This window comes from Herbaspirillum sp. WKF16 (assembly GCF_028993615.1).
Taxonomy (GTDB): domain Bacteria; phylum Pseudomonadota; class Gammaproteobacteria; order Burkholderiales; family Burkholderiaceae_D; genus Herbaspirillum.
In genome coordinates this window covers 2,106,971-2,121,250 of the sequence record NZ_CP118632.1, presented here as the reverse complement: position 1 = coordinate 2,121,250, position 14,280 = coordinate 2,106,971, and the positions used below count along the sequence as shown (strand labels likewise).

Below are 14,280 nucleotides of genomic sequence, written 5' to 3'. Positions count from 1 at the left end.
TTCAGACGCACAGATGGCAAATAACGACGAGATCGACGACGACAGCCCGTTCCGGGTTCATTCACGGAGGGAGATCGTTTCCCTGCTCACCAGCATGATGGAAAAAAATCAGCTGCTGAGCCTGTTCATCAAAGGGGGATCGGAATCCGTCATTACGTCAATACTCGACATTGACGAAGACGACGGCAACGTCATCATCGACGCGGCCCCCAGCGCCATGCTCAACGACAGCATCGCTTCGGCGAGCCGCATCGGTTTCGAGGCGCTCTACAACAGCATCCGCATCACCTTCGTGGTCGACAAGGCCCGCAAGATCGAATACCAGAATCGTCCCGCGCTGCAGATCAGCATCCCCTCCAGCCTGGTGCGCCTGCAACGTCGCGAATTCTTCCGCATTCCGACGCCGATCGCCAAGCCGCTGCGATGCACATTCCGCATCACCCAGCCGGACGGCTCCTTCATCACCATCATCACCCTGCTCAACAACATCAGCGCGGGCGGTGTGGGCATCACCGATGAAAAGAAGATACTGCCGGTCACCCCGGGCGTGATCTACGAGGATTGCCAACTGGAACTCAACGACAACACCCTGGTGTCCGTGAAGCTGCAGATCCGCGACTGCAAGGAGTTCAAGATGACCAACGGCAAGACCGTGAACCGCTTCGGCTGCCAGTTCATCGACATTCCACGTGCGGTGCTCGGCGCCATCCAGCGCTTCATCACCAAGCTGGAACGCGAACAGAACGCCAAGGCATCCGGCATGATGTAAGCGGCAACGCCCAATGAAAAAAGCCCGCGGATGCGGGCTTTTTTTATTCGAGTCGGGCCGGCGTTACTTGCGCGGCCCGGGATCGATCACACCTGCATCGTCATGATGTCGCGGTAGGCCGACACCAGCTTGTTGCGCACCTGGATGCTGGTCTGGAAGGAAATACTGGCTTTCTGCGAGGCAATCATCACGTCCGACAGGTTGACGTTGTCGTCCCCAAGCGCAAACGCCTGCGACATCTTGGAGGCTTGCTGCTGGGAGTCGTTGACCTGGTTGATGGCGCCCTTCAGCACATCCGCAAAATCCACCCGGGCGGCCGCCTTCTCCGCCTTGACGCCACCCTGGACCGGATCGACGGCGCCCTGCGCGCGCGCGGCCGCAGCCCTCAGCTGCGCCACCATCGCCTCGATCTTGCTGGTATCAATTACACTCTCGATTGCCATTCACCACCCCACGATTTCGATATTTTTGCGATGCAACGGCATCTAACCCGCAATGCCGACTTCTACACGAGCACATTAACACCATAGCATTTACAACTCGCAACAATAAGCGGGGAATTTTCCATTCTTTTCGGGCGATCAAATTCCAGCGCCCAACGGACAATCCACACTGAGCAAAAATCCTATCAAGGGCAGGTAAGCAGTGAATAAAGTCATTATCAGCCGGGCAACCGAGGGTACGCCACAGGGGAAATCATGGCGGTAGCAGCCGACGGTACGATGACCAGCGACGCAAACAATCCGGCCGACGCCAACAATCCAGCCGCTGGCGGCATGAACGCCGCACAGCAGCCTGGCCAGGGCGGCGTGGTTGGTTACGCGCGCTCGCCGCAAGGCCGGCGCGTGCTGCTCATCGTCGCGGCCGCTGCGACTGTTGCCCTGATGATCGGCATCTGGATGTGGAGCCAGAAGATCGAGTACCGGGTCCTGTTCTCCAATTTCAATGACCGCGACGGCGGCGCCATCGTGGCGTCGCTGCAGCAGATGAACGTGCCCTACAAGTATTCCGACGGCGGCACGGCGATCCTCGTCCCGGAAAACATGGTGCACGACGCCCGCCTCAAGCTGGCGTCGCAAGGCCTTCCCAAGGGAGGCAACGTCGGCTTCGAGCTGATGGAAAACCAGAAGCTCGGCGTTTCCCAGTTCCTCGAGCAGGTCAACTTCCAGCGCGCCCTGGAGGGCGAACTGGCGCGCTCGGTGCAATCGCTGTCGTCGGTCCAGAACGCCCGCGTGCACCTGGCCCTGCCCAAGGCCTCGGTTTTCGTGCGAGATCAGCAGAAACCCACCGCCTCCGTGATTCTGAGCCTTTATCCCGGCCGATACCTTGACCAGCAGCAAGTCAGCGCCATCGTCCACCTGGTGGCCAGCAGCGTACCGGAACTCTCCCCCAAGTCAGTCACCATCGTCGACCAGAACGGCAACCTGCTCTCCGACACCACCAAGCAGGCCCAGACCAACACGCTCGACCCGACCCAGCTGAAGTATGTCCAGGACATGCAGCAGGACATCGTCAAGCGCGTCGAGTCCATCATCGCCCCCATTGTGGGCAACGGCAACGTGCGCGCCGAAGCGACCGCCGACGTCGACTTCTCCCGCACCGAGCAAGCCTCGGAGGCCTACAAGCCGAACCAGACGCAAGACACCGCAGCCGTGCGCAGCAAGCAGAGCAGCGAGGCCAACAGCGCGTCGTCGGGCACCTCCGGCGTTCCTGGCGCACTGAGCAACCAGCCCCCTGCCCCGGCCACCGCCCAGATCGTCAATCCGGCCGCGGCCAACGCACCGGGCCAGGGCGGCGCGGCAACGCCCAACGGCGCAGCGCCGGCGCCCTCCTCCAGCGGCAATTCGCGCAAGGACGAGACCGTCAACTACGAGGTCGACAAGACCGTACGCTACACCCAGCAGCCCATGGGCGGCGTGCGTCGCCTGACCGTGGCCGTGGTGGTGAACTACAAGCGCACCATCGACAACACCGGCAAGATCGTCATGCGTCCGCTGACCGAGCCCGAGCGCTACCAGATCAGCGACCTGGTCAAGGAAGCGATGGGCTACAACAAGGATCGCGGCGACTCGCTCAACGTGGTCAATACCCAGTTCAGCACCGACCTCGAGCCGGAACTGCCGCTGTGGAAGCAGCCGGGCATGATCGAGCTGGCCAAGGAAATCGGCAAGTACGTGCTGCTGGCCGCCGTGCTGCTGTACCTCTACTTCGGCGTGCTGCGCCCGATCATCTGGAAGCTGTCCGGCCGCGAGGAGCGCGAGCGCCTGGCCAAGGAAAAGGCAGAGGCCGAGGCGGAAGCCGCGGCAGCAGCAGCCGCCGCCGGCTTCGATCCGGACGATCCGGACGCCATCGTCAACCTGTCCGGGGAGCCGGAAGTCGACGAACGCGCACAGTACAAGGCCAACCTCGAAACCGCCAAGCAGTGGGCCAAGAACGATCCCAAACTGGTGGCAAGCATCATTAAGGGCTGGGTGAACAATGAGTAACGACGGCGTTCAAAAAGGTGCCATCCTGATGCTCGCGCTGGGCGAGGATGAGGCCGCCGAGGTCATGAAGTATCTCGGCCCGAAGGAAGTCCAGAAGCTGGGCGCGGCAATGTCGGCCCTCAAGAACATCAGCTTCGAGGACATCAACGAGGTGCTCAACGATTTCGTCGCCGAAACCGGCCAGGCGTCTTCGCTGGGCCTGGATTCGGACGAGTACATCCGCAGCGTGCTGACCAAGGCGCTGGGCGACGACAAGGCAACCTCCCTGCTCAACCGCATCCTGGGCGGCCGCGACGCTTCCGGTATCGAAGCCCTCAAGTGGATGGACGCGCAATCGGTTGCCGAACTCATCCGCAACGAGCACCCGCAGATCATCGCCACCATCCTGGTTCACCTGGAGCGCGACCATGCCTGCGGCATCATCAATCATTTCACGGAACGTCTGCGCAACGATACGATCCTTCGTATTGCAACCCTGGACGGCGTGCAGCCGGCCGCGTTGCGCGAGCTCAACGACGTGCTGACGAAGCTGCTGACCGGCAACGAAAGCCTGAAGAAGCAGCAGATGGGCGGTATCCGCACTGCGGCCGAGATCCTGAACTTCATGTCCGGCGAGAGCGAGACTTCGGTCATGAACAACCTGCGCTCTTACGACGAAGACATGGCGCAGAAGATCATGGACGAAATGTTCGTGTTCGAGAACCTCATCGATATCGACGGCCGCGGCATCCAGCTGCTGCTGCGCGAAGTGCAGTCCGAATCGCTCATCGTCGCGCTCAAGGGTGCATCGCAGGGCCTGCGCGACAAGATTTTCGCGAACATGTCGCAGCGCGCGGCCGAGATGATGAAGGAAGACCTGGAGTCGAAGGGCCCCGTGCGCCTGTCCGAAGTGGACGCGCAGCAGAAGGCCATCCTGCAGATCGTGCGCCGCCTGGCCGACGAAGGCCAGATCGTGCTTGGCGCCAAGGGCGAGGATGCGTTCGTCTGATGAGTTTGCTGGTGCCCCGCGGCTTGCCGTCAAGTTGGAGTTAATGTAAGCCATGCGTGCGAAGATCATTCCCAAGGAAGAAATGACGCCCTACCAGCGTTGGGAGCTGGCGTCGTTCAACGACCGGGGAGAACCTGAGCCTGAACCGGTCCCGGCACATGCTGCCGAGGATGAGTTCGACGAGGAACCGCCGCCGGTGCCGCAACTGACCGCGGAGCAGCTGGACGCGATTCGCGAAGCGGCCCGCCAGGAAGGTTTCGCCGAAGGCCGCCAGCACGGCCTGGAGGCCGGCCGCGCCGAAGGCTACATGGCCGGCTTGCAGCAAGGCCAGAAGGAAATCAACGAAGCCATCCAGCACTTCCGCCAGATTGCGGCCAACTTCAGCACCGAGGTCTCGCAATGCAGCGAAAGCATGGCGCCGGAAATGCTGGACCTTGCGCTGGACCTGTCCAAGGCCATGCTCAAGACCGCCCTGAACGTGCGCCCGGAGCTGATCCTGCCCACCGTCAGCACAGCCATTCACTCCCTGCCCGGCCTGCAATTGCCGGCCACGCTCACGCTCAATCCGGAAGACGCGACACTGGTGCGCGAACACATGGGCGAGGAGTTGGTCAAGCATGGCTGGAAGATCGAGGAAGACCAGCACATGCTGCGCGGCGGCTGCCGCGTGGAAACCCGCACCAACCAGATCGACGCGACCGCGCAAACGCGCTGGAAGCGCCTGGCCGAGTCGCTGTCCAAGCAGCTCGACTGGCTGGATTGAGCAATGAAGATCTGACCGGGAGACCCGCATGAACTCCCCCATGCCCTCTCACAGCAGCCTCTGGCAAGCCTACCTGCACAACTGCCGCAGCCTGGTCGGCATGGCCGAGCCCACCCAGACTGCCGGCCGCATTACGCGCGTGGCCGGCCTGGTGATGGAAGCCGTCGGGCTGAAGCTCCCGGTCGGCAGCCCCTGCAATGTCCCCCTGCCCAATGGCACCATGATCGAAGCGGAAGTCGTCGGCTTCCAGGACGATCGCCTGTTCCTGATGCCGCAAAGCGATGTCGAAGGCATCGTGCCCGGCACCCGCGTGTTCCCGGTCGAGCCGGTCAAGCCGCCGCCGCGCACCGGCCCCATCACCTTCACGCCGCGTCGCGCCGATGAGCACAGCCGGCGCCTGCCGGTCGGCGACGAACTGCTGGGCCGCGTGCTGGACGGCGCCGGACGCCCGCTCGACAACTACGGCCCGTTGCACACCGAACGTTCCGCGCCGCTGGCCGTGCGCGCGGCCAATCCGCTGGGCCGCGCGCCGATCCGCGACATCCTCGACACCGGCATCCGCGCCATCAATTCCATGCTCACCGTCGGCCGCGGCCAGCGCATGGGCCTGTTCGCGGGCTCAGGCGTGGGCAAGAGCGTGCTGCTGGGCATGATGGCCCGCTACACCAGCGCCGACGTCATCGTGGTCGGACTGATCGGCGAACGCGGCCGCGAAGTGAAGGAATTCATCGAGGAGATCCTGGGCGCCGAAGGCCTGGCGCGCTCCGTGGTGGTGGCCGCGCCGGCCGACACGCCCCCGCTGATGCGCCTGCAGGGAGCCGCCTACTGCACCTCGATCGCCGAATACTTCCGCGACCAGGGCAAGGATGTGCTGCTGATCATGGATTCGCTGACCCGCTACGCCATGGCGCAACGCGAAATCGCCCTGGCCATCGGCGAGCCCCCTGCGACCAAGGGCTACCCGCCCTCGGTGTTCGCCAAGCTGCCGGCGCTGGTCGAACGCGCCGGCAACGGCGATGAGGGCGGCGGCTCCATCACCGCGTTCTACACGGTGCTGACCGAGGGCGACGACCAGCAGGATCCGATCGCCGACGCCGCGCGGGCGATCCTGGACGGCCACATCGTGCTCAACCGCCAGTTGGCGGAATCCGGCCACTACCCAGCCATCGACATCGAGCAATCGATCAGCCGCGCCATGCACGGCATCACGGATGAGCAGCACCAGCGTCGCGCGCGCCACCTCAAGCAGCTGTATTCGCGCTACCAGCGCAACCGCGACCTCATCAGCGTGGGCGCTTACTCCGCCGGCAGCGACCCGGTGCTGGATGAAGCCATTGCCTTATTGCCAAGAATCGAAGCGTTTTTGCAGCAGGGAATTCATGAGCAGGCCGATGTATCAGAGAGCTTGAGGCAACTTACCGCTCTATTCGGTTGATTGAGCACCGGCACGCAAAAATATAATCAAAACCATCATGGCTACTCCCTCCGCACTCGATACGCTGATCGAATTGGCGACAAAAGAGACCGACGAAGCGACCAAACGCCTCGGCCGGGCTATTCGCGTGAGCGAGGAAGCGCAGCAGAAACTTGGCATTTTGCAACAATACCGCGACGATTACGCCGCGCGGTTCCAGGACACGCTGACCACCGGCCTGACGGCGCTGAGCTATCGCAACTTCCAGCTCTTCATCGAAAAGATCGATGTCGCCATCACCGGCCAGCACGATGTGGTGCGCAACAGCCAGCAGCGCGTGGCCGATGCGCGCGCCGCGTGGCAGGCGTGCGAACGCAAGCGCATGTCCTACGGCACGCTGGCCGCGCGCGCCAAGGAAAAGGAAATGCGCAAGGAAAGCAAGCGCGACCAGAAGGCGATGGACGAGCATGCCGCTCGCATCACCTTCTACAAACGATAGACACGACGAAGCAACGACCTGCACCTACCGACAGGCTTACACCATGAACACTTCCCTGCCGCTGCTGAACGTGATTACCGGCTCGCAAAGCGCGACCACCGGCTCCCGCTCGTCCAATCCGGCCGACAGCTTCAGCGCCGACGCGCCCTTCAACCAGGTGCTCAACAGCCAGGTCAACAACCGCAACGCCGAAAATAAATCGCAGGACAAGCCGCGCGCCGCCGAAGAGCCGGCCAAGCCGAGCCAGCCTGCGCAGACGGCCGCGGCCAGCAAGCCGGCCGACGCCGACGCCGCCGCGAAGAAGCAGGATGCCGACAAGGACGACGACGAGTCCGACGACACCACCACCCAGGCGTCTGCCGAGCTGCTGGCGCTGGTCGCCAACCTGGAGCAGAACGCGGTCAAGCCGGTCAGCAACGGCAAGAGCGAAGACACCGAGGCCGATCTGCTGGCGCAAGCCAAGCGCAACGGCGGCAAGCTCTCGCTGCAAGGCGACGACCAGCCGCTGGCGCTGGACGCCAAGGACAAGAAGATCGACTTCGCCGGCCTGCAAAGCGCCGTGAACGCCAACAACGCAAAGAAGGAAGCCGCGCCGGACCTGGCGCAGCAGAATGCAGACGCCGCCGCGCGCCCCGTCAAGAGCGACAAGCCGGCAATCGATCTGAGCGCGGAAAACAAGACCGCGCCGAAGGAAGATGCGAGCGCGCTGGCCGCCAAGTCGCAAGGCGCCAAGCTGGCGCCGGAAGTCGCCCTGGCCAAGCAGGATGCCGCGCAAGCCGCGCCGTCGCCGGTGATCATGCCCGCGATGCAGCAGGCATTGGCCGCCAACCAGCCGCAGGCAGTCTTCCCCGCCGCCTATACGGACAAGATCCAGCCCAACGTCGGCAGCGCCGGCTGGGACCAGGCCGTCGGTCAAAAGATCACCTGGATGGTCAGCGGCGGCATCCAGAGCGCCTCGTTGACGCTGACCCCACCCGACCTGGGCCCCATGCAGGTGGTGCTGAACGTGCACAACCAGCAAGCGGACGCCACCTTCATCACCGCCCAGCCTGAAGTCAAGCAGGCGCTGGAAGCCGCCATGCCCAAGCTGCGCGAGATGATGGACCAGGCAGGCATTCAGCTGGGCCAGGCCACCGTCAATACCGGTATGCCCAACCAGCAGCAAGGCGCCAATGGCCAGCAACAACAGGCCCGCTCCTCTTCCGGCCGCTTCGGCAAGGACGATGAAGGCGATGTCGCCGTGGCAGCGGCCGGCAACGCCGCCGTCACCAGCGCTGGCCTGGGCCTGGTCGACACCTTCGTCTGACGACGCGCCGGCACGACGGCGCATCCGAAGGCGGCTCGCCAAGCACTGAACGACAAAATGCAGTACGGGGAAAAGTTTTATCGTCCGCGCAAGACTCAACAATAAGAATTCTTTGCCGATAAGCACACTACCAAGCAATACGCGCAGACGAACTGAAAGGAAAACAGTAGATGGCAACAAAAGGAAAAGCCCCGGCCAAGGGAGCTGAAGCAGACGCGGCGCCAGCCAAATCCAGCAAGAAAATGCTGTTCATCATCGTCGGCGCCGTACTGGTGCTGGTGATCGGGGGCGCCGCCGCATTCTTCATGATGGGCGGCAAGAAGAAAGGCGAGGAAGAGCACGCTGAAGAGAAGGTCGAGGCCAAGGCGCCTACCTTCGTGGTCATCGAACCCTTCGTGGTCAACCTGCAGCAGGAAAGCGGCGATCAATACCTGCAAGTGGCGATGACCCTGCAGGTCGCCGACGGCGGAACCGCCGAAGCGCTCAAGCTCTACATGCCCCAGGTGCGCAGCCGCCTGCTGATGGTGCTGTCGAGCAAGAAGGCATCCGAGCTGCTGACCAACGAAGGCAAGCGCAAGCTGACCGACGAGATCGTCGACCAGTTGGGCGAGCCGTTCTCCGGCAAGGGCAAGGGACCGCAGATCACCGACGTGTTCTACACCTCCTTTGTGATCCAGCAGCAGTAAGCGTCAGAAGAGTTACACGACCATGGCCGAGCACTTTCTATCGCAGGAAGAAGTCGATGCCCTTTTAAAGGGCGTGACGGGGGATGACGACGAAGAAAAGATCGTCGAAGAATCTCCTGGTACGGTACGTACCTACAACCTGGCAACGCAGGAACGCATCGTCCGCGGACGCATGCCCACGCTCGAAATCATCAACGAGCGTTTCGCCCGTCTGTTCCGCATCGGCCTGTTCAACTTCCTGCACCGCACCGCCGAGATCTCGGTCGGTCCGGTGAAGGTGTCCAAGTACAGCGAGTTCATCCGCAACCTGGTGGTGCCGACCAACCTCAACCTGGTCCACATCAAACCGTTCCGCGGCATCGGCCTGGTGGTGTTCGATCCCCAGTTCGTGTTCATGCTGGTGGACAACATGTTCGGCGGCGACGGTCGCTTCCACACCCGCATCGAAGGCCGCGAATTCACGCCCACCGAGCAGCGCATCATCATGCGCGTGCTGGAAATCACCTTCGAGAACTACGCCAAGTCGTGGGAACCCATCTATCCGATCGAATTCGAATTCATCCGGTCGGAAATGAACACCCAGTTCGCCAACATCGCCACGCCCAATGAAGTGGTGGTCTCGACCACCTTCACCATCGAGCTTGGCCCGGTGTCGGGCGAAATTCATATCTGCACGCCCTACTCGATGATCGAGCCGGTGCGTGACCGCCTCACCAGCAGCATGCAGGGTGAGGCCCTGGAGGTCGACAAGCGCTGGATCCGCCTGATGAAGCAGCAGATCCAGACCGCTGAAGTCGAACTGATCGTCAATTTCGGCACCGCCCGCGTTACCTTCACCGACCTGCTCAACATGCAAGTCGGCGACGTGATCCCGCTGCAAACCACCGAGACCGTCAATGCCCAGGTCGACGGCGTGCCTGTGATGGAATGCAACTACGGCCAATTCAATGGCCAATACGCCTTACGCGTCGAGAAGCTGCTTTCCATCACCCAAGAAACACCAGAAAGCTTTCAAGGAGAGTAGTAATGGCTGATGAGAACGTAGAAGGTCAAACTGCGGCGGAGGACGATCCGTGGGGCGCGGCCATGGCCGAACAGTCGCAAGCCGAAGACGCGCAGAAAAAGGGCCAGATGGAGGATGAGAAGGGTATCGCCGCCACGGCAGCCCAGGCTACCGTGTTCAAGGACCTGAGCTCGGCCGACATCCAAACCAACACGCCCAACGACATCGATTTCATCCTCGATATCCCGGTGCAGCTGACGGTGGAACTGGGCCGCACCAAGATCGCCATCAAGAACCTGCTGCAACTGGCGCAGGGTTCGGTGGTCGAACTCGACGGCATGGCCGGCGAACCGATGGACGTGCTGGTCAACGGCTGCCTCATCGCCCAGGGCGAAGTGGTGGTGGTGAACGACAAGTTCGGTATTCGCCTGACCGATATCATCACGCCGGCAGAACGTATCCGCAAACTGAACCGCTGAGCGGAACGGTTGCACGTCGATGAAGCCTATTTGATGAAGCGTATCTTCGCAGTATCCCGCACCAACAGCCCAAGGCGGACGCAGGCAGGCCTGTCGTCCGCCCTGCTGTTTCTGGGCGCCCATTTCCTTCTGCTGAACCAGGCCTGGGCCCAGGCTGCGACCGGCGGCGCCGGATCCGCGGCGCCTGCGCTGGGCGGCGCCTCGCTGCCCTCTTCTACCGGCAGCGTCTTCACCATGCTGCTCGGCCTGATCGCCGTGCTGGCCCTGATCGCCGGCGTGGCCTGGCTGTTCAAGCGGCTCGGCCTGACGCAGAACCTGGCCGGCAACGCCGCGGCCAGGGTGATCGGCGGCGTCAGCGTCGGCACCCGCGAACGGGTGATGGTGATCGAAGTCGGCGACCAGTGGATCGTGGTCGGCGTGGCGCCCGGCCGCGTCAATGCGTTGACCACCATGCCGCGCCAGGAAGTCGCGGCAACCCAGCAAGCCGCCGGCGCGCCGGCGTTCGCTTCCTGGCTCAAGCAAACCATGGACAAACGTAACGCGGCTTCTGCCAGCCAGAACCGCACAGGCAATGATGGCAGCACAACCTAACCCGCAAGGGACTTCTCCGGCTACCGTGCGCGGCATGGCCGGACGCTGGATGACGCAGGCGGCTTCGCTGCTGCGCTCCGGCCGTTTCTGGATCCTCCTGCTGCTGTGCCTGCCGCTGGCGGCCTCGGCCCAGCAAGGCATCCCCGCATTGAACAGCACCCCTGCGCCTGGCGGCGGCACGAACTACACGCTGCCGATCCAGACCATGCTGTTGCTGACGTCGCTGTCGTTCATCCCGGCGGCGTTGCTGATGATGACCTGCTTCACGCGCATCATGATCGTGCTGTCCCTCCTGCGCCAGGCATTGGGCACGCAATCCACGCCGCCCAACCAGGTGCTGATCGGATTGTCGCTGTTCCTGACCTTCTTCGTGATGGGCCCGGCCTTCGACCGCATCTATACGGAAGCCTACCAGCCCTTCTCCGAAAACAAGATCCAGATGATGGAAGCGCTGGACAAGGGTGCCGCCCCGCTCAAGGAGTTCATGCTCAAGCAGACCCGCCAGGCCGACCTGGCTCTGTACGTCAAGCTCTCGCGCGGCCCCGATTTGCAAGGACCGGAAGACGTTCCGCTGCGCCTCCTGGTGCCGGCCTTCGTCACCAGCGAACTGAAGACCGCGTTCCAGATCGGTTTCGCCATCTTCATTCCCTTCCTCATCATCGACATGGTGGTCGCCAGTATCCTGATGTCCATGGGGATGATGATGATGTCGCCGGCCATCGTGTCGCTGCCCTTCAAGCTGATGCTGTTCGTGCTGGTGGACGGTTGGCAGCTGCTGATCGGCTCCCTTGCCCAAAGTTTCTACTAGGAGAGCGCGATGACTCCTGAAAGCGTCATGACGATGGGCCGCCAGGCCATGGAAGTCACCCTGCTGGTTGCCGCGCCCATGCTGCTGACGGCGCTGATCATCGGCCTGCTGGTGAGCATCTTCCAGGCCGCCACGCAGATCAACGAACAAACCCTGTCGTTCATTCCCAAGCTGGTGGGCGTATTCCTTGCGCTCATCATCGCCGGCCCGTGGATGCTGACCGTGATGCTGGACTACATGCATACGCTGTTCTCCGGCATCCCGGCCATGGTCCAGTAATCCGATAACGGCCGCCCTGCGGCGGCTCTTTCCAGGCGCTTGCCGCTTTCCTCGATGCTCACTTTCACCAGCCAGCAGCTCTACGCCTGGATCGCCATGTTCATCTGGCCGACCACGCGCATCCTCGGCTTGCTGAGCATCGCCCCGCCATTCGGCAATACCAGCGTGCCGATGCTGGTCAAGATCCTGCTGGGCATCGCGATCTCGGGCGTCATTTCCTCCGACGTGCCCATCCCCGCCGCGCTCGATCCCATGTCGATGACGGGGCTCCTGATCCTCCTGCAGCAGCTGCTCATCGGACTGTCGATGGGCCTGGCCATGCGCGTCGTGTTCGCTTCCGTCGAGGCCGCGGGCGAACTGGTGAGCTCCACCATGGGCCTGTCGTTCGCCGCTTTCTTCGACCCCATGTCGCAAGGTCGCACCTCGGTGGTCAGCCAAGTGTTCTCGCTGCTGGCGACCATGGTCTTCCTCAGCCTGAACGGCCACCTGCTTCTGCTTCAAGTGATGGCGGAGAGTTTCCATTCCCTGCCGATCAGCGCCCAGCCCATCACCACCGAGGGATTTCACCAGCTGGCCTTGTGGGGCGCCAAGGTATTCAGCATGGGCCTGCAGATGTCGCTGCCGCTGCTCGTCGCGCTGCTCATCACCAACCTGGCGCTGGGCATCCTGACGCGCGCAGCGCCGCAGCTGAACCTGTTCGGGATCGGCTTTTCCATCACGATGCTGGCGGGTTTCATCCTGATCGGATTCGGCCTGCCCTACATGCTCACGCCCATGCAGCGCTTCCTCTCGGACGGCATAGAAATGGTGCGCCTGCTGGGCAGCGTGCCGCCGGTCAATGCGCTGCCCAAGCCCTGACCGCATTCCAGATAGCGCAACTTCGCCCTGAGCGGCAACGCGCGCGTGCCGTCGGCCGGCCTGGCGCAAGCGGGAGATGTGGGGCCGCAGGTGGCCAACAGCGTCGCGTGCCCTGCCGGCCAGCAATAAAAAAGGCGAACCGAGGTTCGCCTTTTTTTCATCGCGGCGCCGCCATGTAGCGGCAACGGCCGGATCGATTACTTCAGGTAGTTCAGCAGCGACAGGCTGCTGGTGGACACGAACACCTTCTGCGCGGCCGCCAGGTAAGTCTGCTGCAGCGTCAGTTCGCTGATCTTGGCGCTGGTGTCCGACAGATTGCGGCCCAGCAGATCGTTGATGGTCGCGGTGTAGCCCTGGTCCTTGACGGTGCCGGCGGCGTCAAGGCTGTCCAGTTCGTTCTGGCGCGCGCCGACCGATGCGTTGACGGTGCCGACGTTGTCGATCATGGCGTCGACCTGGCCGCCGAAGGAGGCCAGCTTGCGCGTCAGCGCCGCCTGGCTGCCCTGCACCGGGGTACGGGCGGCATCCGCAGCGTCCGACTTGAGCTTGGCCGCGGCGGTGGCCGCGAACTGGGTCGAATAGTTCGGATCCTTCGGATCCATCGCATCCAGCGTGGCCTGCGCGGTCTTGTAGTCGCGGATCGGGTATTGGGTCGAACCTGCGGGATATTCGAAATTGTTCGCGGCGGTCACGTCCGCCTCGTTGGCGGCTTCGGTCACCGGCACGGACAGCACGTTGATCAGGTTGTTCATGGTCTGGAACACGTCCTGGCCATTGCCCTGGAAGATGCTCTGGCCGGAGGCGCTGATCTCCATCGTGCGCGAGGAGTCCACCTGCAGGGTCATCGCGCCCTGGTCGCCGTTGTAGACGATATTGCCGTTGCCATCCTGCGTGAACGGCTGGGTGGTGCTCTTGAAGCCGCTGAACAGGTAGTTGCCCTGGCCATCGGTGGCGTTGGCGTAGCCCAGCACTTCCTGGAAGTTGCCCTTCAGCTCGGAAGCCAGGTTGGCGCGCTCGGCATTGCTGAACGATTGGTTGCCCGACTTGATGACGTCGGACTTCAGCTTGGTCAGCATGTCGGTCAGGCTGGTCAGCGTGCCTTGTACCTGCGCCAGCGAGCTGTTGGCGTTTTCGCGATTGGTCGCGTACTGCTTGTTCAGCTTCTGGCTCTGGTCCAGGTCCAGCGCGCGCGCCGAGGCCACCGGATCGTCGGACGGCACCAGCACGTTCTGGCCCGCGGTCACTTGTTGGTTCAGCTTCAGGATCGAGCCCTGCATGCTGGTCAGATCGCCGGTGCTGATCTGATACAACATCTGAGTGCTAATACGCATGTCGGTCTTCCTCTAAAACT

16 protein-coding genes are annotated in these 14,280 nt (G+C 62.8%); 14 read left to right on the top strand and 2 right to left on the bottom strand.

All coding sequences use genetic code 11. The features are described from left to right. The first annotated feature begins 13 nt into the window (after positions 1–13). A complete protein-coding gene (locus Herbaro_RS09745) occupies positions 14–769 on the top strand; it encodes a flagellar brake protein (RefSeq protein WP_275013618.1) in 756 nt (251 codons plus the stop codon). A gap of 86 nt (positions 770–855) precedes the next feature. Here the strand turns inward: Herbaro_RS09745 and fliE are convergent, their stop codons facing one another. After that, positions 856–1,212 (bottom strand): flagellar hook-basal body complex protein FliE, encoded by a 357-nt coding sequence (gene fliE / locus Herbaro_RS09740; protein ID WP_275013617.1) that lies wholly within the window; start codon positions 1,210–1,212, stop codon positions 856–858. 255 nt (positions 1,213–1,467) lie between these two features. On the opposite strand from fliE, the gene fliF reads away from it, so the two are divergent. From fliF to fliR, 13 genes are all read left to right on the top strand, one after another. Further along, complete coding sequence (gene fliF / locus Herbaro_RS09735; RefSeq protein WP_275013616.1) at positions 1,468–3,255, top strand: flagellar basal-body MS-ring/collar protein FliF; 1,788 nt, start codon at positions 1,468–1,470, stop codon at positions 3,253–3,255. After that, positions 3,248–4,243 (top strand): flagellar motor switch protein FliG, encoded by a 996-nt coding sequence (fliG, locus tag Herbaro_RS09730; protein WP_275013615.1) that lies wholly within the window; start codon positions 3,248–3,250, stop codon positions 4,241–4,243. The genes fliF and fliG overlap by 8 nt, the downstream gene beginning before the upstream one ends. Before the next feature lie 52 nt (positions 4,244–4,295). Continuing rightward, positions 4,296–5,006, top strand: coding sequence for a flagellar assembly protein FliH (gene fliH / locus Herbaro_RS09725; RefSeq protein WP_275013614.1), 711 nt, complete (start codon positions 4,296–4,298; stop codon positions 5,004–5,006). Positions 5,007–5,034: 28 nt separating this feature from the next. Then, on the top strand, positions 5,035–6,441 hold the full coding sequence (gene fliI / locus Herbaro_RS09720) for a flagellar protein export ATPase FliI (RefSeq protein ID WP_275013613.1): 1,407 nt from the start codon (positions 5,035–5,037) through the stop codon (positions 6,439–6,441). A 37-nt stretch (positions 6,442–6,478) separates the two neighbouring features. Continuing rightward, entirely contained in the window at positions 6,479–6,919 is a 441-nt protein-coding gene (gene fliJ, locus Herbaro_RS09715; RefSeq protein ID WP_275013612.1) for a flagellar export protein FliJ, read from the top strand. Between the two features lie 43 nt (positions 6,920–6,962). Further along, positions 6,963–8,225, top strand: coding sequence for a flagellar hook-length control protein FliK (locus Herbaro_RS09710; protein ID WP_275013611.1), 1,263 nt, complete (start codon positions 6,963–6,965; stop codon positions 8,223–8,225). Positions 8,226–8,395: 170 nt separating this feature from the next. Continuing rightward, positions 8,396–8,911 carry a flagellar basal body-associated protein FliL gene (fliL, locus tag Herbaro_RS09705; RefSeq protein ID WP_275013610.1) on the top strand — a complete coding sequence of 172 codons (516 nt, stop codon included), beginning with the start codon at positions 8,396–8,398 and terminating at the stop codon, positions 8,909–8,911. A gap of 22 nt (positions 8,912–8,933) precedes the next feature. Next, on the top strand, positions 8,934–9,935 hold the full coding sequence (fliM, locus tag Herbaro_RS09700; protein ID WP_275013609.1) for a flagellar motor switch protein FliM: 1,002 nt from the start codon (positions 8,934–8,936) through the stop codon (positions 9,933–9,935). 2 nt (positions 9,936–9,937) lie between these two features. After that, complete coding sequence (fliN, locus tag Herbaro_RS09695) at positions 9,938–10,393, top strand: flagellar motor switch protein FliN (protein WP_275013608.1); 456 nt, start codon at positions 9,938–9,940, stop codon at positions 10,391–10,393. Between the two features lie 33 nt (positions 10,394–10,426). Beyond that, entirely contained in the window at positions 10,427–10,984 is a 558-nt protein-coding gene (gene fliO / locus Herbaro_RS09690; RefSeq protein WP_275013607.1) for a flagellar biosynthetic protein FliO, read from the top strand. After that, positions 10,968–11,792 (top strand): flagellar type III secretion system pore protein FliP, encoded by an 825-nt coding sequence (fliP, locus tag Herbaro_RS09685; protein ID WP_446719316.1) that lies wholly within the window; start codon positions 10,968–10,970, stop codon positions 11,790–11,792. The genes fliO and fliP overlap by 17 nt, the downstream gene beginning before the upstream one ends. Positions 11,793–11,801: 9 nt before the next feature. Further along, positions 11,802–12,071 carry a flagellar biosynthesis protein FliQ gene (fliQ, locus tag Herbaro_RS09680; RefSeq protein ID WP_275013606.1) on the top strand — a complete coding sequence of 90 codons (270 nt, stop codon included), beginning with the start codon at positions 11,802–11,804 and terminating at the stop codon, positions 12,069–12,071. Between the two features lie 54 nt (positions 12,072–12,125). Continuing rightward, on the top strand, positions 12,126–12,929 hold the full coding sequence (gene fliR, locus Herbaro_RS09675; RefSeq protein ID WP_275013605.1) for a flagellar biosynthetic protein FliR: 804 nt from the start codon (positions 12,126–12,128) through the stop codon (positions 12,927–12,929). A gap of 197 nt (positions 12,930–13,126) precedes the next feature. Here the strand turns inward: fliR and flgL are convergent, their stop codons facing one another. Beyond that, positions 13,127–14,260, bottom strand: coding sequence for a flagellar hook-associated protein FlgL (gene flgL / locus Herbaro_RS09670; protein ID WP_275013604.1), 1,134 nt, complete (start codon positions 14,258–14,260; stop codon positions 13,127–13,129). Positions 14,261–14,280 lie beyond the last annotated feature (20 nt).

Excerpts from the sequence above, each read along its gene's own strand:
- fliP (WP_446719316.1), top strand. The coding sequence starts at position 10,968 with ATGGCAGCACAACCTAACCCGCAAGGGACTTCTCCGGCTACCGTGCGC.
- fliQ (WP_275013606.1), top strand. The coding sequence starts at position 11,802 with ATGACTCCTGAAAGCGTCATGACGATGGGCCGCCAGGCCATGGAAGTC.
- fliJ (WP_275013612.1), top strand. The coding sequence starts at position 6,479 with ATGGCTACTCCCTCCGCACTCGATACGCTGATCGAATTGGCGACAAAA.
- fliN (WP_275013608.1), top strand. The coding sequence starts at position 9,938 with ATGGCTGATGAGAACGTAGAAGGTCAAACTGCGGCGGAGGACGATCCG.
- fliR (WP_275013605.1), top strand. The coding sequence starts at position 12,126 with ATGCTCACTTTCACCAGCCAGCAGCTCTACGCCTGGATCGCCATGTTC.
- fliF (WP_275013616.1), top strand. The coding sequence starts at position 1,468 with ATGGCGGTAGCAGCCGACGGTACGATGACCAGCGACGCAAACAATCCG.
- fliG (WP_275013615.1), top strand. The coding sequence starts at position 3,248 with ATGAGTAACGACGGCGTTCAAAAAGGTGCCATCCTGATGCTCGCGCTG.
- Herbaro_RS09710 (WP_275013611.1), top strand. The coding sequence starts at position 6,963 with ATGAACACTTCCCTGCCGCTGCTGAACGTGATTACCGGCTCGCAAAGC.
- flgL (WP_275013604.1), bottom strand. The coding sequence starts at position 14,260 with ATGCGTATTAGCACTCAGATGTTGTATCAGATCAGCACCGGCGATCTG.
- fliM (WP_275013609.1), top strand. The coding sequence starts at position 8,934 with ATGGCCGAGCACTTTCTATCGCAGGAAGAAGTCGATGCCCTTTTAAAG.
- fliO (WP_275013607.1), top strand. The coding sequence starts at position 10,427 with ATGAAGCGTATCTTCGCAGTATCCCGCACCAACAGCCCAAGGCGGACG.
- fliE (WP_275013617.1), bottom strand. The coding sequence starts at position 1,212 with ATGGCAATCGAGAGTGTAATTGATACCAGCAAGATCGAGGCGATGGTG.
- fliL (WP_275013610.1), top strand. The coding sequence starts at position 8,396 with ATGGCAACAAAAGGAAAAGCCCCGGCCAAGGGAGCTGAAGCAGACGCG.
- fliH (WP_275013614.1), top strand. The coding sequence starts at position 4,296 with ATGCGTGCGAAGATCATTCCCAAGGAAGAAATGACGCCCTACCAGCGT.
- Herbaro_RS09745 (WP_275013618.1), top strand. The coding sequence starts at position 14 with ATGGCAAATAACGACGAGATCGACGACGACAGCCCGTTCCGGGTTCAT.
- fliI (WP_275013613.1), top strand. The coding sequence starts at position 5,035 with ATGAACTCCCCCATGCCCTCTCACAGCAGCCTCTGGCAAGCCTACCTG.